General features: G+C 45.5%; 19 protein-coding genes. 14 read left to right on the top strand and 5 right to left on the bottom strand.

The window, feature by feature from the left end:
• The first annotated feature begins 104 nt into the window (after nucleotides 1-104).
• The 8 genes from dinG to AC1DN5_RS11415 all read left to right on the top strand — a co-directional run bounded on the left by dinG (nucleotide 105) and on the right by AC1DN5_RS11415 (nucleotide 8294).
• Entirely contained in the window at nucleotides 105-2891 is a 2787-nt protein-coding gene (dinG, locus tag AC1DN5_RS11450; RefSeq protein WP_099744194.1) for an ATP-dependent DNA helicase DinG, read from the top strand.
• A 147-nt stretch (nucleotides 2892-3038) separates the two neighbouring features.
• Nucleotides 3039-3209: a YpmA family protein gene (locus tag AC1DN5_RS11445; RefSeq protein ID WP_003153512.1), complete on the top strand. Its 171-nt coding sequence runs from the start codon at nucleotides 3039-3041 to the stop codon at nucleotides 3207-3209.
• A gap of 9 nt (nucleotides 3210-3218) precedes the next feature.
• Entirely contained in the window at nucleotides 3219-3704 is a 486-nt protein-coding gene (tseB, locus tag AC1DN5_RS11440) for a cell wall elongation/penicillin-binding protein regulator TseB (protein WP_016939072.1), read from the top strand.
• A 22-nt stretch (nucleotides 3705-3726) separates the two neighbouring features.
• Complete coding sequence (locus AC1DN5_RS11435) at nucleotides 3727-4908, top strand: pyridoxal phosphate-dependent aminotransferase (RefSeq protein ID WP_047475738.1); 1182 nt, start codon at nucleotides 3727-3729, stop codon at nucleotides 4906-4908.
• A gap of 134 nt (nucleotides 4909-5042) precedes the next feature.
• Nucleotides 5043-6335: an asparagine--tRNA ligase gene (gene asnS / locus AC1DN5_RS11430; protein WP_016939070.1), complete on the top strand. Its 1293-nt coding sequence runs from the start codon at nucleotides 5043-5045 to the stop codon at nucleotides 6333-6335.
• A 94-nt stretch (nucleotides 6336-6429) separates the two neighbouring features.
• Nucleotides 6430-7128, top strand: coding sequence for a DNA replication protein DnaD (gene dnaD / locus AC1DN5_RS11425; RefSeq protein ID WP_016939069.1), 699 nt, complete (start codon nucleotides 6430-6432; stop codon nucleotides 7126-7128).
• An 18-nt stretch (nucleotides 7129-7146) separates the two neighbouring features.
• Nucleotides 7147-7806: an endonuclease III gene (nth, locus tag AC1DN5_RS11420; RefSeq protein WP_016939068.1), complete on the top strand. Its 660-nt coding sequence runs from the start codon at nucleotides 7147-7149 to the stop codon at nucleotides 7804-7806.
• Entirely contained in the window at nucleotides 7803-8294 is a 492-nt protein-coding gene (locus tag AC1DN5_RS11415) for a YpoC family protein (protein WP_366969228.1), read from the top strand. Before nth ends, AC1DN5_RS11415 begins: the two co-directional genes overlap by 4 nt.
• A gap of 77 nt (nucleotides 8295-8371) precedes the next feature.
• On the opposite strand, the gene AC1DN5_RS11410 is transcribed toward AC1DN5_RS11415, so the two are convergent.
• A complete protein-coding gene (locus tag AC1DN5_RS11410) occupies nucleotides 8372-11152 on the bottom strand; it encodes a PBP1A family penicillin-binding protein (RefSeq protein ID WP_366969229.1) in 2781 nt (926 codons plus the stop codon).
• A 38-nt stretch (nucleotides 11153-11190) separates the two neighbouring features.
• Nucleotides 11191-11799 carry a Holliday junction resolvase RecU gene (gene recU, locus AC1DN5_RS11405; RefSeq protein WP_029575375.1) on the bottom strand — a complete coding sequence of 203 codons (609 nt, stop codon included), beginning with the start codon at nucleotides 11797-11799 and terminating at the stop codon, nucleotides 11191-11193.
• Nucleotides 11800-11840: 41 nt separating this feature from the next.
• Here recU and AC1DN5_RS11400 point away from each other — a divergent pair, with 41 nt between their 5' ends.
• Nucleotides 11841-12803 carry a DUF2515 domain-containing protein gene (locus AC1DN5_RS11400; RefSeq protein WP_366969230.1) on the top strand — a complete coding sequence of 321 codons (963 nt, stop codon included), beginning with the start codon at nucleotides 11841-11843 and terminating at the stop codon, nucleotides 12801-12803.
• A gap of 38 nt (nucleotides 12804-12841) precedes the next feature.
• On the opposite strand, the gene sspM is transcribed toward AC1DN5_RS11400, so the two are convergent.
• Nucleotides 12842-12946 carry an acid-soluble spore protein SspM gene (sspM, locus tag AC1DN5_RS11395; RefSeq protein WP_016939063.1) on the bottom strand — a complete coding sequence of 35 codons (105 nt, stop codon included), beginning with the start codon at nucleotides 12944-12946 and terminating at the stop codon, nucleotides 12842-12844.
• 204 nt (nucleotides 12947-13150) lie between these two features.
• On the opposite strand from sspM, the gene AC1DN5_RS11390 reads away from it, so the two are divergent.
• Nucleotides 13151-13396, top strand: coding sequence for a DUF5446 family protein (locus AC1DN5_RS11390; protein WP_064779090.1), 246 nt, complete (start codon nucleotides 13151-13153; stop codon nucleotides 13394-13396).
• Nucleotides 13397-13441: 45 nt separating this feature from the next.
• Complete coding sequence (locus tag AC1DN5_RS11385) at nucleotides 13442-13810, top strand: YppE family protein (RefSeq protein WP_264818748.1); 369 nt, start codon at nucleotides 13442-13444, stop codon at nucleotides 13808-13810.
• A gap of 37 nt (nucleotides 13811-13847) precedes the next feature.
• Here the strand turns inward: AC1DN5_RS11385 and AC1DN5_RS11380 are convergent, their stop codons facing one another.
• The gene (locus AC1DN5_RS11380) at nucleotides 13848-14030 is read right to left on the bottom strand and encodes a YppF family protein (protein ID WP_003153532.1); all 183 of its coding nucleotides are present in this window, start codon (nucleotides 14028-14030) and stop codon (nucleotides 13848-13850) included.
• A 187-nt stretch (nucleotides 14031-14217) separates the two neighbouring features.
• Between AC1DN5_RS11380 and AC1DN5_RS11375 the strand changes: the two genes are divergently transcribed.
• A complete protein-coding gene (locus tag AC1DN5_RS11375; protein ID WP_016939060.1) occupies nucleotides 14218-14691 on the top strand; it encodes a YppG family protein in 474 nt (157 codons plus the stop codon).
• Nucleotides 14692-14720: 29 nt separating this feature from the next.
• On the opposite strand, the gene AC1DN5_RS11370 is transcribed toward AC1DN5_RS11375, so the two are convergent.
• Complete coding sequence (locus tag AC1DN5_RS11370) at nucleotides 14721-15134, bottom strand: Hsp20/alpha crystallin family protein (protein WP_047475747.1); 414 nt, start codon at nucleotides 15132-15134, stop codon at nucleotides 14721-14723.
• 137 nt (nucleotides 15135-15271) lie between these two features.
• On the opposite strand from AC1DN5_RS11370, the gene AC1DN5_RS11365 reads away from it, so the two are divergent.
• Together AC1DN5_RS11365 and AC1DN5_RS11360 are read left to right on the top strand one after the other, a co-directional pair.
• On the top strand, nucleotides 15272-15778 hold the full coding sequence (locus AC1DN5_RS11365; RefSeq protein WP_016939058.1) for a PTS sugar transporter subunit IIA: 507 nt from the start codon (nucleotides 15272-15274) through the stop codon (nucleotides 15776-15778).
• A gap of 98 nt (nucleotides 15779-15876) precedes the next feature.
• Nucleotides 15877-18123, top strand: a complete 2247-nt coding sequence (locus AC1DN5_RS11360; RefSeq protein WP_099744189.1) for a DEAD/DEAH box helicase — start codon at nucleotides 15877-15879, stop codon at nucleotides 18121-18123.
• The last annotated feature ends 7 nt before the right edge of the window (nucleotides 18124-18130 follow it).

The following is an 18130-nucleotide window of genomic DNA, read 5'->3' as shown; positions in this document are numbered from 1 at the left end:
GGGTTTTCTTTTAAGATTCAGGGGCAAAAGCTGTTTTTCTGCTCCATTTCTCAGCAAAACGTGTTACACTTTTCTCGTATGCAAGAATTGAGGTGTCCATTTTAATGAACAAGCAACGGTTCGTTGTCATAGATGTCGAAACAACAGGAAATTCGCCGAAAAAGGGCGATAAAATCATTCAAATCGCAGCGGTTGTCATTGAAAATGGACAAATAACTGAGCGGTTTTCAAAATATATCAATCCGAATCAGGCCATTCCGCCGTTTATTGAACAGCTGACCGGCATTTCATCCGGTATGGTTGAAAATGAACTGCCGTTTGAAGCGGTCGCAGAAGAGATTTTTCATCTGCTTGACGGCGCGTATTTTGTTGCCCACAATATTCATTTCGACCTCGGATTTGTCCGGCATGAACTGAGCGAAGCGGGCTATGAGCTGCCGGATTGTGAAGTGCTTGATACGGTTGAGCTTTCGCGTATTGTTTTTCCGGGGCTTGAAGGGTATAAGCTCGGTGAATTGTGCACGGAGCTGAATATTGTGCATGACCGGCCTCACCGCGCAGACAGTGATGCGGAGGTTACGGGGCTGATCTTTTTAGACATTTTACATAAACTGAAACATTTGCCTTTGCCGACGTTAAAGCAGCTTAGAAGGCTTTCACAGCATTTTATCAGCGATTTGACGCTGCTTTTGGATTCTTTTATACATGAAAGCAGACCGGCGGCAGGAGAAAGCTGCATTCCATACGGGTCTTTTTCAATTAAAGAGCCCGATCCAATTCCGGCTTCCCGTCCGGTGAGTGCTGCCATTGATCTTGAAAAATGGAACGATGAAAAAGAACAGCTCTTATCTGACATCATCCCCCGCTATGAAAAGCGGAAAGGGCAGCTTGCGATGATGGATGAAGTGATTGGCGCCTTCTGCAACCGGGAGCATGCGCTGATAGAAGCGGCGCCCGGCATCGGGAAAACAATCGGTTATCTCGTTCCGGCTGTCTTATTTGCTAAAGCGGAACAAACTCCCGTCATTATCAGCACGTACTCTACTCTTTTGCAGCAGCAGATCATGTCTAAAGATATTCCGCTTTTGGAGCGTATGTTTCCATGGCCGGTTAATGCCGCTGTTTTAAAAGGGAAATCGCATTATCTGTGCTTGCGCAAGTTTGAACATATTCTGCATGAGGAAGATGACAACTATGATGCGGTTCTGACGAAAGCACAGCTCCTCGTCTGGCTGACAGAGACTGAAACGGGCGACGCCGCCGAGCTGAATCTTCCTTCAGGCGGCAGATTGCTGTGGGAGCGCATGTCTTACGATGAGGATTCTTTTTTGAAAAAAGGGAAGGACTCTGCTGCCGGATTTTATGAACGGGCTAAAGAAAAAGCGCAGGCCGCAGATCTGATTATCACCAACCATGCTTTGCTGTTTGCAGATCAAAGCAGTGAAACAAAAAAACTGCCCGCAAGCGGAACGGTCATCATTGATGAAGCGCATCATTTCGAACGAGCCGCCAGCGAGCATCTAGGGCGGAGAGCTTCGTACATCGGGCTGCACACAAAGCTCAGCCGAATCGGAATATTAAAAGAACACGGGCTGTTAAAGCGGATGAGAAAACTGTTTTATACGTATGAATTGCCGGCCGAAAGTTTTTTTGACGCCGATGAGTGGATGAAGCATATTCAATCTGAAAGTGACGCATTTTTCAGTTCGGTGCATTCTTTTGTCAAACGAAGAAAACCTAAAGACGATCTGAACCGTCTCGTCTATAGTCTGAATCATAAAAGCCAGGATAAAGGCCTTTACATGATAACGGACGGAGCGGAGCGGCTTTGCGCGATGCTGGATCAGCTGCTCGACGTGTTTTCAGTACAGGAGAAACTGTTGCATCAAAAGCTTGATGAGATGAAGAGCGGAGCGGCTTTTTTAGCGGCCGAGTATGTAAAATGCATCAGAGGGCTGAAAGAATATCGCGATACGTTCAGCAGACTGCTGTTTGAAAATGATGAGAAAGAAGCCGTTTGGATTGAAATTGATGCCAAGGGCGCAAAAAACGCCGTCAGCATCTATGCACAGCCGCTGGAGCCCGGTGAAATGCTGGCAGACCAGTTTTTCGCCCGTAAAAAAAGCGTAGTGCTCACATCAGCGACCTTAATGGTGGAGCAGTCTTTTCAATTTATGATTGAAAGGCTCGGACTGTCGGATTTTTATCCGCGCACCAAAAGCATCCCGTCTCCTTTTTCTTATGATGATCAGATGAACGTCATCATTCCGAAAGAGATGAAATCCCTCAAATATGACGGAGAGCGGGAAGTTATTGAGCATATTGCCAAGTATGCTGAAATCATGTCAAAGGGAAAACAGCCGAAGATTCTTATCCTGTTTACGTCTCATGATATGCTGAAAAAAGTGTATCAGGAATTGAAACTCAGTATGGAGATCTCAGGCATTCAGCTTCTCGGCCAGGGCATCTCGGGCGGAAGTCCCGGTAAATTAATGAAAACCTTTAAAACGGCAAGCCGGGCGATTTTGCTCGGGACGAATCATTTCTGGGAAGGCGTTGATTTTCCGGGGGATGAATTGTCAACCGTCATGATTGCTAGGCTTCCTTTCCGGGCGCCTGATAATCCGCTTCATGCCGCAAAATGTGAATTCGCCAAGAAGCAGGGGAAAAACCCGTTTCAGACGATTTCTCTGCCTGAGGCCGTGTTAACGTTCAGGCAGGGAATCGGGCGCCTGCTCCGTACGGCGGGAGACAAAGGAACGATCGTTCTTTTAGATCAGCGTGTAAAGACGGCGGGGTACGGGCGGCTGTTTCTTGATGCGCTCCCGACTTCATCCCTTTTGGAACTGACGGATGCCGAACTCGGGGATTACGTCAGCCAAACGGAATAAAAGCCGCATAAACGCGGCTTTCGTGGTGTGGGATGAGGAATTGTTTATATGGTAAAAGCGGGTTCATGCCGCCTTGTGATTTTATTATGCCGCGCGTGGATCCCGTTATGACTAACAAAATTTGTTCGACCGATGGAGGGTATAAAAATGGAAAGCAAAATTGAGATTCTTTCTACAATTAATGTGGAGCATTCAGATGATTTATATAAAATCGTCGATACATTAAACCGGACTTTGAAAAGAGATAATCTGATGTTCGGACTGGCGCTTGACGAAGAAAATCAAAATGAAGCGGTCTTCACCATTTATCGCACATAGGTGAAAAAGATGAGAAAAAAAGCGTTAATATTTACAGCCGTATTTGGTATTATTTTTTTAGCGGTTCTTTTATTTTCGGCCAGCATTTTTAAATCTGCAATGGCTCAAAAAGAGGAAGGCCACGACACAGCAGCCGCAGCCGCTAAAGAAAAAACGGATCTGACAGATGCTGAGAAAGTGGAAACCTTTGTCGGTAAACAGAAGTATTACGTTGTGTCCGGAACGGATAAACACGGAAAAGACATGTATGTATGGGTCCCGGCCGACAAAAAAGCAAAAATTCTCTCGAAAAAAGCCAGTGACGGCATTTCAAGCAGCAAGGCTGCCAAAATCGTTCAAGACGCAGGGCTTGTTTCAAAGCTGAATGACGTTCACCCGGCGAGAGAAAACGATGTTCCATTATGGGAAGTGACCTACATCAACAAAAACGGGCAGTATAGTTTTAGCTATGTGGACTTTACAAGCGGCAAGATTCTCAAAAACATCACACCGTGAGACGTATTAGGGGGAGTTCAAGTTGAAATTGGCAAAAAGAGTATCCGCATTAACACCGTCTGCAACACTTGCAATTACCGCAAAAGCGAAAGAGCTGAAAGCAGAAGGCCATGATGTCATCGGCCTCGGAGCAGGAGAACCTGATTTTAATACGCCTCAGCACATTATAGATGCCGCGGTGCGTTCCATGAATGAAGGCCACACAAAATATACGCCTTCAGGCGGTCTGCCGGCCTTGAAAGACAGCATCGCTGAAAAATTCAAAAACGACCAGGGGATTGAATATAAACCGTCAGAAATCATTGTCTGCACCGGAGCGAAGCACGCCCTATATACATTATTTCAGGTCATTCTCGATGAAGGAGACGAAGTGATTATACCGACTCCTTACTGGGTAAGCTATCCTGAGCAGGTGAAATTGGCAGGAGGACGTCCCGTCTATGTGGAAGGACTGGAGTCCAATCAGTTTAAAATTTCACCGGAGCAGCTGAAGCAGGCACTCACTGAGAAAACAAAAGCAATCATTATCAACTCACCGAGCAATCCGACAGGTGTCATGTATACGAAAGAAGAGCTTAGTGAACTCGGAAAAGTGTGTCTGGAGCATGACATTCTGATCGTTTCTGACGAAATTTATGAGAAGCTTACATACGGAGGAAAAAAACACGTCTCAATCGCACAGCTTTCCGATGAATTGAAAGAGCAGACGGTCATCATCAACGGCGTGTCGAAATCCCACAGCATGACGGGCTGGAGAATCGGTTATGCGGCGGGATCTGAGACGATTATTAAAGCGATGACGAGCCTTGCGAGCCACAGCACGTCAAATCCGACGTCTATCGCTCAATACGGCGCCATTGCGGCATATAACGGACCTGCTGAACCGCTGGAAGAGATGAGACAGGCATTTGAGCACAGACTGAATACCATCTATGCTCAGCTCAGCGAAATTCCCGGATATACCTGTGTCAAGCCTGAAGGGGCATTTTACTTGTTCCCTAACGCCAAAGCGGCAGCAGAAAACTGCGGATTCAAAGATGTTGATGAATACGTGAAGGCGCTTCTGGAAGAAGAAAAAGTCGCCATCGTACCGGGCTCCGGCTTCGGCTCACCGGACAACGTCCGTTTATCTTACGCAACGTCACTTGATCTTTTAGAAGAAGCGGTCGAAAGAATCCGCCGCTTCACGGAAAAACATAGCTGATTCTGAAAAAGCGGCTTTTGAAGCCGCTTTTCATCTGCATTGACCCCGTAAGAGTAGAACGGGTATAATAAAGTGATGAAAAAAGAGATTCAGGCAGATTCCTGAATGTCTTTCTTGTTCTGGAGGGAAAGATTTTGAAAACAACAATCAACCAAGTGTATAAACACACAGGCGAGGAAGTAACGATTGGAGCTTGGGTCGCAAATAAACGCTCAAGCGGTAAAATCGCATTTTTACAGCTGAGAGATGGTACAGGCTTCATTCAGGGAGTTGTCGTCAAAGCTGAAGTTGAAGAAAACATCTTCCAAATCGCGAAATCAGTGACGCAGGAAACGTCACTTTACGTAAAAGGGATTGTAAAAGAAGACGAGCGTTCACCGCTTGGCTATGAGCTTGCAGTCACATCTATTGAAGTCATTCACGAAGCGACCGATTATCCGATTACACCTAAAGAGCACGGCACGGAATTTTTAATGGACCACAGACATTTGTGGCTCCGTTCGAAACGCCAGCACGCGATTATGAAAATCCGCAACGAAATCATCCGTGCGACTTATGAATTTTTCAACAAAGAAGGTTTCGTGAAAGTTGATCCGCCTATTTTGACGGGAAGCGCTCCTGAAGGCACGACTGAGCTGTTCGCGACAAAATATTTTGATGAAGACGCCTTCTTGTCTCAAAGCGGCCAGCTGTATATGGAAGCTGCTGCAATGGCGTTAGGAAAAGTATTCTCATTCGGACCGACATTCAGAGCGGAAAAATCAAAAACGAAACGCCATCTCATCGAATTCTGGATGATTGAGCCTGAAATGGCATTTGTTGAATTTGAAGAAAACCTTGAAGTTCAGGAGAATTATGTTTCTTACATCGTACAAAGCGTGCTGGAACATTGTAAGATCGAGCTGAACACACTGGGAAGAGACACGTCTAAATTAGAACAAATCAAAGCGCCTTTCCCGCGCATTACGTACGATAAAGCGATCGAGTTCCTGAAAGAAAAAGGATTCGACGATATTGAATGGGGAGATGACTTCGGTGCGCCGCATGAAACAGCGATTGCAGAAAGCTATGACAAACCGGTGTTTATCACTCATTATCCGACTTCATTAAAACCGTTTTATATGCAGCCTGCTAAAGATCGTGACGATGTCGTGCTATGTGCCGATTTAATCGCTCCGGAAGGCTACGGGGAAATCATCGGCGGATCTGAACGCGTTCATGATATGGATTTATTGGAAGAAAGATTAAAAGAACACGGTCTGGATTCAGATGCTTACAAATGGTATGCTGAACTCAGACAATACGGTTCTGTTCCGCACTCAGGCTTCGGCCTCGGACTTGAGCGGACAGTGGCTTGGATCAGCGGAGCGCCTCACGTGCGTGAAACAATTCCGTTCCCGAGACTTCTGAACCGTCTGTATCCGTAATAGTTTTAAAAAACGAAGTCTCCTGCAAGGGAGACTTTTTCTAAGTAAAGGGGAAAGCTCCCGGAGATAACCTTTTACAGTAAGAGGTGTAAGGATGAAAAAACAGCAATTTATAGATATGCAGGAACTCGGTATTTCAAGCATTCCCAACCTGCTGCTGACACATTACCGGCAGCTCGGTCTGAATGAAACCGAATTGATTCTGCTTTTAAAGATTAAAATGCATTTGGAAAAGGGTTCTTATTTTCCGACGCCGTTTGAACTGCAGTCAGGGATGTCCATTTCTGCGGAAGAATGTACAAGCTGCCTGAGAATGTTCATTCAAAAAGGTTTTCTGTTTATTGAAGAATGTGAAGACCATAACGGCATAAAGTTCGAAAAATATTCTCTGCAGCCTTTATGGGCGAAGCTGTATGATTACATGCAGCATTCACAAAATGAAACGCAGGAAAGAACGTCAGAAAGAGAACAAAAAAGCCTGTACACCATCTTTGAAGAAGAGTTTGGAAGACCGCTGTCTCCGCTTGAATGTGAGACGCTGGCCATATGGCAGGACCAGGATCAGCATGACGCGATTCTGATTAAACATGCACTAAAAGAAGCTGTCTTATCAGGAAAGCTCAGTTTTCGCTATATTGACCGGATTTTATTTGAATGGAAAAAGAACGGTTTCAAAACGGTTGAGCAGGCGAAGGCGCACAGCCAAAAATTCCGGCGTGTTCAGACGAAACAAAATGAACCGCAAAAAGAGTATACGAGACAGGTGCCTTTTTACAATTGGCTGGAACAGTAACTTGAGAAGGGGAGAAACGTGTTAAATTTAAAGCAGATTGAATATTGTCTTGATAAAATCGGTGATATGTTTCCGCACGCAGAATGTGAACTTGTCCATTCAAATCCTTTCGAACTGGTTGTGGCAGTCGCTTTATCTGCGCAATGTACGGATGCTCTCGTTAACAGAGTGACAAAAACGCTATTTCAAAAATATAAACGGCCTGAAGATTATCTTGCCGTCCCGCTGGAAGAACTTCAGCAGGATATTAAATCAATCGGACTGTACCGAAATAAAGCCAAAAATATTCAAAAACTGAGCAAAATGATCATCGAAGAGTACGGCGGAGAAGTGCCAAAAGACCGGGATGAGCTAGTGAAGCTGCCGGGTGTCGGACGGAAAACGGCAAATGTGGTCGTATCCGTTGCTTTCGGCGTACCGGCAATCGCTGTGGACACTCATGTGGAACGGGTCTCGAAAAGGCTAGGCATCTGCCGCTGGAAGGACTCTGTATTGGAAGTAGAGAAAACATTAATGAAAAAAGTGCCCAAAGAGGATTGGTCTGTCACACATCACAGATTAATATTTTTCGGGCGGTATCATTGTAAAGCGCAATCTCCCCGCTGTGCGGAATGTCCTTTGCTTTCGTTATGCAGGGAAGGGCAAAAGCGTGACAAAAAAGGGCTGGTGAAACGGTGACGGCGATTAATATTCTGGCAGGCTATGAAACATACTTGCGCAGTCTTACGGATCTGGATAGCTTAGAGGTCAAAGCGGCTTTGCGCCGGCATCCGCTGTATATGGATTTCAGCAGTCAGCCGAAAGTACAGCCGTGGAGGGAAAGGAGCGAATATGTTCCGTTTCTTTTTCAGATTTGGAACGAAACGAAAGAAGCGCTGCTTCCCGTTTTTCAAACAAGAAAATCGAGGTGTGATCAAAATGATATGCTGAAGGGGATTGCCTGTCTGATTGCCGCGTTTCATTGGACGGCAGGGGAGCGGGTCGCATCACTCGATTGGTCTGTGCTTGAAACCAAGCATTTTCCCGCGGAGCCGATTAATTGGGCGGAGAGAGTGGCGTTTATTTTAACAAAACCGACTCAATTTCACTCGTTTATTCAGCTTGACGAATTGATGACGGAGATGACAAAACAATATCATAAATATGAAGCTATGAACAAATCATAAAAACCTCCTTATAAGAAAAGGAGGTTTTTTTGTATGAAAAAAATCCTTCACCTGTTTGAGGTGAAGGATTTCGTCCGCTAATGAGCGGGATTTGACTGGATGGTTGACGAATTGGACTGCCCGTTGACATTTGAAGATGAGTCTTGGTTTTTGTCCTTCTGACCGCTGTCAGGTTTTTTCGAACCGTCTGAACCGGTATCGGAACCATTATCAGAGCCGTTATCTTGCTGTCCATTGTTATCCGTCCCGTTACCAGGCTGATTCGGATTGTTATTATCCGTTTGATCCTGATCGGATTGGTCCGGATTTTTATTCGGGTCATCGGTTGGTGATTGATCCGATCCGTCTGACGTATCTGTTTGATTATCGTCTGTTTTCGAATCATCGGTTTGGGTCTTGTCTTTATCCTTATCATCAGGTTTCTGTTCATCGTCAGTCGCTTTATCTTTATCTGCATTGTCTTCTTCATCTTTCGGAACTTTGAAAGATGCTGATGCCGTATCGCTTTTTCCGTCATCATTTTCCGCTGTCACCTGGAAGCTGTATGTGGACCCAGGGGTGACATTTGAAACGACGGCTTCTTTTGCCGAACTGTTTTGAATGTCACTGTAGCTTCCTCCGTCAACGGATTGTTTGACATTGAATGTTGCATCGCCGTCATAATCCCAGCTTAAAGTTAATGATTTTTTATCTTTGTCGTATTTCACTTGCAAGCCAGTCGGTTTATCGGCTTTTTCTTTTGCGTACGTTTTAGAAACGGCAGTAGGTTCCGTTCCTTTCACGAAGTACTCCGTCACTTTTTTATCATCCGGCGTATTCGGTCCGGCTAAAGCGGCAGGATTCGAGCCTTTCTCAACTGTTTCTTTTACGACGCTGTCAGGCTGCTTGAAGCTTCCTTTACCGTCATCAACGTATGAGATCAGCTTTTGGAAAATACGTTTTGCGACTTGCTGGTCTGCAGAAGACAGTGATTTCTTGCCTGCTTTGTTGCCAGACTCAACACCGGTCCAAACCGCCGCTGTATATTGAGGGGTGTAGCCGACAAACCATGAGTCTGGGACTCCGCCTGGAGCAATGTTATATTTTTGAATATCATCTTTAGTAAAGTTTGTCGTACCCGTTTTACCGGCGACTTCCACGTTCGGCACCTGAGCCAGTTTACCCGTTCCTGATTGCACCACTGTTTTAAGCATATCGGTAATCATGAACGCTGTGTAATCACTCATAGCACTCTTCGGTTTCGGTGTTAAATCAAGCTTAGTGCCGTCATTGAATTCAATCGATGTGACAGCGTGCGGTTCATTGTACGTTCCGTTATTTCCGAACGCACTGTAGGCGCCTGCCATGGTCAGAGGGGAAACGCCCGGATTATCAGCTCCAAAACCGCCGATCGAATAAGATTCCGTAACACTGTCTTTGTTTAATCCTAGTCCTAAGTCGTTCGCAAAGTCGACCGCATTATCTTTACCGGCTGCTTGGTATGCCTTCAGAGCCGGAATATTACGTGAGTCTGCGAGAGCTTGACGCATAGATATCTGTCCTTTGTAATCATTGTCCCAATCATGGATCGGTGTGCCGTTAGAGTACGTATATGCAGAATCATTAATCTGCTCATACGTCGACCATTTTTTATTTTCAATGACCGGCCCGTAATCAAGAATCGGTTTTATCGTTGAACCTGGCTGGCGTCGAGTGTCTGTCGCGTAGTTAAATCCCCCGGTAGTTCTATTTCGTCCTGCTCCGATGGCGCGGATTTCTCCGTTTGTCGTATCAAGGAGGGTGACGCCGCCCTGCATGCCTTCGGTAAAGCCGGCCGTGTCACCGTTCATCAATTGATCAAGATAATCTTGTGCTTTTGTATCAAGGGTCGTGTAAATTTTTAATCCGTCAGTTGAAATATCGACGTCTTTCTTTTCTTTTGTCTCAATTTCTTTCATGACTTCTTCGACAAAAGCGCTGTATTTATTTGTGTCCTTTTTATCGTATTCCTTTTGGCTGACGACGCCTTCATCTTTCATGGACACTTTCTTCGCTTTTTGGTATTCAGAATTTGAAATGAATCCTTGTTTTTCCATTAAGCTGAGAACGATGTTCCGGCGTTTTTCGGAAGCCTTCGGGTTTTTAACCGGGTTATATCCGGTCGGGCTTTGCGGCATTCCGGCAAGCGTTGCCGCCTGTTCAACCGTAAGCTTGCTCAAATCTTTTACGCCGAAGAATTCTTCAGACGCTTTGCCGACGCCATAGGCGCGCGGTGAGAAATAAATTCTGTTTAAATACATTTCTAAGATTTCATCTTTAGAATAATGGCGCTCCAGCTGCAGTGAAAGCCACACTTCCTGTGCTTTCCGTTTAATCGTTTTCTGATGGGTCAAAAGCGAGTTTTTCACAACCTGCTGGGTGATCGTGCTTCCTCCCTCTGAACCGAAACCATCCGTAAAGTTGGCGACCAAGGCGCCGCCGATCCGGATCGGGTCTATTCCGTGGTGCTTATAAAAACGGGCGTCCTCTGTTGCGATAAATGCTTCTTTCACAACATCGGGTATATCTTTAATCGGGACGTAGGTTCGTTTTTCGCCGCCCACTTCCGCGATTTCTTTGCCGTTTTTATCGTAAATTGTTGAAGAGTAAGGCGTTTTCAGCTTGGCTTCGTCCAAAGACGGCGCACCGGAAACTAAAACGGCAAATGCCGCGGCTCCGCCGACTATGCCAAGGACAAACAGAATAACCAAAGACAGCACAATCTTTTTGAATAAACCGCCTTTACGCTGTTTCTTTCCTTTTTTCGGTGAAGAAGACTTGGGGCTTTTCGTCTGCCTAGCCTTGCGGCGTTCTTCACGGCTCTTAAATTGATCTGACATAACATCTCAACCTTTCGTTAATCAACCTTTCGCTCAGTCTACTGTCCCTGCGAAAAATAAAGCTGTTCAATAATACTAATATAATCAATTCTCGGTGAGTATCCAAGGGAAATCGGAAAGGAAGCATCTTCTAATTCGTCTTTGCGAATCGACTTTCTGCCGTTGTTCTCCTTTCTCTCCCAAAAGACAAACAGCTTGTCGGCCTCGAGGAAATAAACCTTTTCGAAAGCGGATATAATAACAAAACAAATGCCGTCTTGCCTGACCACCTGCTTCATGTGCTCAATTTGATGGTCATGAAAATTCTGCAGGGGAAATGCCGTTTTGTTTTTTGTTTCTTTTGCTTCGAAATCAATGTAGCGCCCTTTATAAATCCCATTGTAATCGGTTGTCGAAGACTGCTTAAAATAAGCCTCCTTAATGACTGCGGCGCTTCTTTTCGGATAATGGACGTTTACAATCTGGACGGGTGTCGGCTTTTTGTGAATGACCGCAATTTGGTTAGCCAGATAATACTTATTCGTTTCATTCAGGTCGTCTTCGAGGGTCATGCCGCGATTACTGTATGAATGGGACCGTTTCTGGCTGTTTTGGGATGAAACCGTTTTGTTCGGCTGAAAAGTTTTTCCATTCGGATACCGAATCACTTTTTCCATCCTCCTTATCAAACTCATAGTGACGGAAGTGAATGAACGTGCATAAACGACAGACCGTAACCGCCATTCTTCATCAGATCGAAAAAGAGACGAAAATAAAAAATGCCGATAACATTTCTAGGACAAATGCCTATAAAGCATATTATGACCGCCATCCTGAAATCAAATGGCCGCTTTTGGCATCTTTTGTGTCCCGCAATGCGGGCTGGTCGATGACTGATTTAAGAGGCGTCCTTTATCAGAAGGGTCTTGACAGCAGGCAGAAAAACTGGTTTTTCCTTTCGTATGAAAGGGCGAATTGGCTGATTTTTTCTGATGCCTATCCTCAGCTTCTGATCTACCAGTGGTCAAAACAGATCGGCGAACCTCTTTTCTGTCATCTTCCTTATTTCCGCGTCTCGGCTTTCATGCAGGAAGAATGGCTCCGCTTTTGGCGTGACGGAGATACGGAACGGCTCATGTATGCTCTTATTATAAATGAACAAAACACTATCCAAGCACCTATTATACAAAATCCTTCGTTTAAAAAGAATGTTTTTGGTACGATTCCTTTTTATTTAAGTGATTGGTTTCACTTTAACACGGTGATATTCCCCTCATTTGACGGATGTTTATACGGAATTTCCGTCAAACGGTTTTCAAAAACAGAAGAAAGAATTACGCTCGGAAAACAGCTTGCCCGTCTTTTGTTCAGTCCTGATCTTCACGCTTCTTTTTACCGTTTTCTCGATACCGTTCCTCATACCGGCTCGCGCTTTGATATGGAGAAAATGATCGGCATCAAAAAAAGAACGTCACCGATGCTGAGGACAACTTATCCGATTGTTGCCCACTCATTAGACGGCAAAAAGGCGGATTGGTTTCAAAAAAGGTTAAGGAAAGGGGCTTTTTTACAGGAGAAAATGCCGAAACAGCTTGAACTGACGGACTGGTATTTACAGAAAAGGCGGGAGCTTCACGCGCTTTTCGCGGTTAAAGAGTGGCTTAAAAAATAAAAAGCCCGAAACCGTTCGCTGCGGTTTCGGGCGGTGTCTTACGTAGAAGGGCGGTTTGGGCCGCCTAATTTTTTATCAAGCGTATCAGTCGTTTTTGATTCGTTTTTTTGCTGTTTACCTGCATTTTTCGGTCTCGTTTTCATACGGCACCTCCTCAACTGTATCGTTTGCATTAACGTGCCGGTTCATACAAAGTTTGCGGCACTTTTTTGTCGAAAAGTCCGTCTTTTAGGTTAATCTCTGTTTGTTTGCCGAACTGCTTCTAGTTTTGTCAGGTGCGGAGGAGAGCGGTATGAAAACGAGAATTATATCAGGAGAGACGCAAGTGACAAAAGGGAGGAACATGAATGTCTGTTTACACGAGTAAGGCTGATATTCTCCGTCTGCTTTCTGATATCGAAGTCCGGATTTCTGCCGCTGAAAAGACGCTTACACAGGCAGTTAAGTCCTGTCAGGCGGAAGCTGAAGAAATCAGGCAGGACCGGCTTGCCCGCATTGAAGAAGAGGTCCGCGAGCTTCATGTTTGTATTGATGATCTGTTTTTGACTGACCGTCGTAAAAAGGATTTGCCGAGAGCCTGCCGGATCAGCTGATTTTATGTGAAAACTTTGGTACGATATGTACTGAGGTGAGTCCGTTTGCAGACACAGTCGTTATTGGAACTGACAGTACAAATGATAGAGGCGGCTCTTGAAGCCGACAGAAGATATCAGGAAGGAAAAGAAACCGGCCGTTCATATGATTTTTTTGATGTGATTAAACCCGATGTTGAAAAAAAAGACCGGCTTTGCGCGATTTGGACTGAAGCAGCGCTTGCGTTTATTCAGGAAAACCGTCCGAAATACGTTCATCACGCCCAAATTCAGGCCGTTTCAGAAAATTTCGGAGAGCTGATCCTCCAATCATATGTTCATCATATTCATAAAAAAAGGTACAAGGATCTAACTGAATCTGTTTTATATACGCTTCGTATATTGAGAGATGAAATTGAAAAAGAAGGCAGCTGAAACAGCTGCCTTCTTTTATATAAAGGGGTCGGGTATGTTATTCATACGCCGGGTTTTCTGCTCCACTTGCTTCGAGAACCTTCATACTGTTACGAAATTCGGTTGCGGTGAGATGGCCTTGAATATAGAGGAACTTGGCAAAGTCCATCAGTTTATCTGCACAATCTGTTTCATATTTTTTCACTTCTGCAAAACGTTTTCTTAAGTATGATACGTTCATAATGGTGCATCCCCTCTCATGTATGTTGAGATTATGTTAACATAACGATTCGACTTTTTTCTGTTTTTAAAAAATTAAGACTTTCGACAGCATTTGACAAAGATGAGGCTTTCCGAAAGCACATAACCAAGGCGGGATTCATACATATATAGAAGAAACTAAGCGAGAGGCACAGGGGGAATGTCATATGCAATGGAGAGCGCAGCCGTATCAAAATATGTACCAGCAGCCGGCGGGATATTTCTATCCGCAGCAGATACAGCCGCTGCAGCAGCCGAATCAGCAGCAGATGCAGCCATTACAGCCGCAGCCGTATCCGCAGCAAATACAGCAGCCATTGCAGCAGCCGCCGTATCATCAGCAAGGGCAGTTTCCGCCGCAATTTTATCCGAATCAGGAATACGGTCATATGCAGCAGCCGTACACTCCCGCCCCGCCTCAGGCAGGCATGCCCGGGGGGCCGCCGGGATTTGTGAATCCTTACCCCGTTCCCAGACCGAATCAGCAGCAGCCTTCCCAATTCTCAGGGATACTCTCCCAGTTTAAAAAGACAAATGGACAGTTTGACTTTAATAAAATGATAGATACGACGGGGCAGATGGTAAGCGCCGTAAACCAGGTCGGATCGCTGGTGAAAGGATTTACCAGTATCTTTAAATAAAAAGCATGAATGATATCTATCATTCATGCTTATTTTTTAGGTAAAAAGATGGTAAGCGTCTGCTCATTCCAGGATGTTTCCATATCTTCTTCACGCACCTCATAAGGGAGGACGACGGTTCTTGTCATGCTTGAAGACACATGGGATGAATGGGCTTGCTTGTGATCGTGCCGGATTGTTACGTGGAGGTAGCACCCTTTCGTTTCCACCAGCATATCCCCGTCACGGAACGTCGGAGGGACGCTGATGTCAACCGCAAGGCCCGAGGGCTCTTCTCTGACGTCAATCGTTACTTGTGCTTCAGTAAAAGCAGAATTGACAAGATGCTGAAAACCCTGCATCAATTCTGAGAAGGGGCCTGAGTGAAAAAATTGATCCATCGCATGGCTGAGGATGTCTTCATTTCTTTCCAAATAACGTTTATCGTCTTCATTTTGTTCCATAGGATCACCGCCTTTTTACAACAGACTATGCGCTGTTATCCCGTATGGTTAAGAATTGAAGGAAAAAAGAAAGTATGGTTAAATAGTGGAGAATAAACTGGTAACGGACTCACATTTAGGAAGGGGAGCACAACACATTGCTGAAAAAATTATTCGGATTGGGAGACAGCCGGAAAAAGCCGGCTGAGGAAGTGATTTTTTCTCCGGCTGACGGAGCGGTGATGGATTTGGCTTCAGTGCCGGATCCCGTATTTTCACAAAAAATGATGGGGGACGGGATCGCCATCGAACCTGCAAACGGAGATATTGTTTCACCGGCTGAGGGAGAAGTGATTCAGCTGTTTCATACAAAACACGCAGTCGGCATCCGCACCCTTTCCGGAGCGGAACTTTTGATACATGTCGGTTTGGATACCGTCAACATGAACGGAGAAGGCTTTGAAGCACACGTAAAAGAAGGGGACAAAATCAAGACAGGCGACCTGCTTTTAACCTGCGATCTGGATTTAATAAAAGAAAAAGCAAGCAGCACCGTCATCCCTATGGTCATTATGAACGGCGATGCCGCGGAGCCTTTGCAATTTGCAGGCGCAAATGAAGCGAAAAAAGGACAAACAGAGCTTTTTACAATAAAAATGAAGTAGGCAGGGGCTGATTCCCTGCTTTTTTTCTTGTAAAGTATTTTCATCTAGCCAGGCAAACAAATATTCGGTAAACTGTACCTCATAAAGAGGTGTGAACGATGAAGAAAAAATCACTGAGCGAACTGATTCAGGAATTAAAAGATCACGAAAATATTGTGCATTGGCATGAAGAGGAACCGCGGGAGGCCAAAACCATGCCAATGCCCGATCAAGTAGACCCGAAGATCCGGGCGGCTCTCGAAAAGAGGGGAATCGAACGGCTCTTTACCCATCAATACTCCGCTTTCCGGACGGTTCAAAACGGAGAAAGCATCGTGGCCGTCACACCGACGGCCTCCGGAAAAACTTTGTGCTATAATCTTCCGGTTCTCCAGTCTATTGCGGAAGATTCCACAAGCCGCGCGCTTTATTTATTTCCGACAAAGGCGCTTGCGCAGGATCAAAAAAGCGAACTGAACGAAATCATAGATGAGATGGGCATGGACATCAAAAGTTTTACTTACGACGGCGATACCTCTCCGGCCATCAGGCAGAAGGTCAGAAAGGCCGGACACATTGTGATTACAAATCCCGATATGCTTCATTCAGCCATTCTTCCCCATCATACAAAATGGGTGAGTCTGTTTGAAAACCTGAAATATATCGTCATTGATGAATTACATACGTATCGCGGCGTATTCGGCAGCCATGTGGCAAACGTCATCCGCCGCTTAATGAGAATCTGCGCCTTTTACGGAAGCACGCCGTTATTTATCTGCACATCCGCAACAATCGCCAATCCGAGGGAATTGGCGGAGCAGCTGACAGGAAATCCTGTCAGGCTGATTGACGACAACGGCGCTCCAAGCGGAAGAAAGCACTTTGCTTTCTACAATCCGCCGATTGTGAATAAACCGCTGCATATTCGGAAAAGCGCCACCGTGGAAGTGAACGAGCTAGCCAAAACATTTCTGAAAAATAAGATCCAGACGATTGTTTTTGCAAGAAGCCGCGTAAGGGTTGAAATTATTTTAAGCCACATTCAGGAAATCGTAAAAAAAGAAATCGGCGCGAAGTCTGTCAGAGGCTATCGCGGCGGATATCTTCCGAAAGAAAGAAGAGAAATAGAGCGGGGATTAAGAGACGGCAGTATTCTCGGTGTTGTCAGCACAAATGCGCTGGAGCTCGGCGTTGATATCGGCCAGCTTCAGGTCTGCGTGATGACGGGATACCCGGGCAGTGTTGCGAGCGCGTGGCAGCAGGCGGGCCGGGCCGGACGGCGGCAGGGGGAGGCGCTGATTGTGATGGTCGCGAACTCTGATCCGATTGACCAATATATTGTGCGCCACCCTGATTATTTCTTTAAACGCTCGCCTGAATCTGCACGGATTAATCCTGATAACCTCATTATACTGGTCGATCATCTGAAATGCGCGGCGTATGAGCTGCCTTTCAGAGCCGAGGAAACATTCGGAGAAAATGAGGCAAAAGACATTCTCGAGTATTTAGAAGAAGAAGGGGTGCTTCATGAAAATCGTGAACGATATCACTGGGCGAGCGATTCATTTCCCGCTTCAAACATCAGTCTTCGTTCGGCCTCGCAGGAAAACGTGGTCATCGTGGACCAATCAGAGACGGCCGATGTGAAAATTATCGGAGAAATGGACCGCTTCAGCGCGATGACGCTTCTTCACGATGAAGCGATTTATCTTCATGAAGGGGTGCAGTATCAGGTTGAAAAGCTTGATTGGGAGCACAAAAAAGCATACGTGCGAAAAGTCGATGTCGAATATTATACGGATGCCAATTTAGCGGTGCAGCTGAAAGTGCTGGAAATCGACAGAACGGACAGCAGAAGGAAAACGGCCATCCATTTCGGGGACGTGACCGTGAATGCCCTTCCGACGATATTTAAAAAAATAAAAATGACGACATTTGAAAATATAGGATCAGGACCGATTCATCTTCCTGAAGAAGAGCTGCATACAAGTGCAGCCTGGCTTGAATTAAAAGAGACGGATTCTGAGATCGGCGAAAAAACGCTTGAGCAGCTGCTTTTAGGCATTGCTCACGTCCTGCAGCATATCGTGCCTGTATACGTCATGTGCGACCGAAATGACGTGCATGTCGTGCCGCAGATCAAAGCGGCTCATACGGGACTGCCGACAATCTTTCTGTATGATCATTATCCGGGCGGAATCGGACTTGCTGATGAAGTATATAAACGATTTGATGAAATCAATGAAGGGGCTATGCGTCTGATCAGACAATGTCCATGTCAAGACGGATGTCCTTCCTGCATCGGCTCCGAAATAGAGGGAATAGATGCAAAAAAAGCGATTCTCCGGCTCTTGAATTACGTGTAAAAGAAAA

Source organism: Bacillus sp. 01N42_2 (assembly GCF_056399565.1).
Note: the sequence above shows the minus strand (reverse complement) of the source record. Positions and strands in the feature narration are given on the sequence as shown.

Coding starts and splice junctions, on each gene's coding strand:
- AC1DN5_RS11360 (WP_099744189.1), top strand. CDS start 15,877: ATGAAGAAAAAATCACTGAGCGAACTGATTCAGGAATTAAAAGATCAC.
- AC1DN5_RS11400 (WP_366969230.1), top strand. CDS start 11,841: ATGAACGTGCATAAACGACAGACCGTAACCGCCATTCTTCATCAGATC.
- sspM (WP_016939063.1), bottom strand. CDS start 12,946: ATGAAAACGAGACCGAAAAATGCAGGTAAACAGCAAAAAAACGAATCA.
- dinG (WP_099744194.1), top strand. CDS start 105: ATGAACAAGCAACGGTTCGTTGTCATAGATGTCGAAACAACAGGAAAT.
- AC1DN5_RS11390 (WP_064779090.1), top strand. CDS start 13,151: ATGTCTGTTTACACGAGTAAGGCTGATATTCTCCGTCTGCTTTCTGAT.
- AC1DN5_RS11410 (WP_366969229.1), bottom strand. CDS start 11,152: ATGTCAGATCAATTTAAGAGCCGTGAAGAACGCCGCAAGGCTAGGCAG.
- dnaD (WP_016939069.1), top strand. CDS start 6,430: ATGAAAAAACAGCAATTTATAGATATGCAGGAACTCGGTATTTCAAGC.
- AC1DN5_RS11375 (WP_016939060.1), top strand. CDS start 14,218: ATGCAATGGAGAGCGCAGCCGTATCAAAATATGTACCAGCAGCCGGCG.
- AC1DN5_RS11370 (WP_047475747.1), bottom strand. CDS start 15,134: ATGGAACAAAATGAAGACGATAAACGTTATTTGGAAAGAAATGAAGAC.
- AC1DN5_RS11380 (WP_003153532.1), bottom strand. CDS start 14,030: ATGAACGTATCATACTTAAGAAAACGTTTTGCAGAAGTGAAAAAATAT.
- tseB (WP_016939072.1), top strand. CDS start 3,219: ATGAGAAAAAAAGCGTTAATATTTACAGCCGTATTTGGTATTATTTTT.
- AC1DN5_RS11445 (WP_003153512.1), top strand. CDS start 3,039: ATGGAAAGCAAAATTGAGATTCTTTCTACAATTAATGTGGAGCATTCA.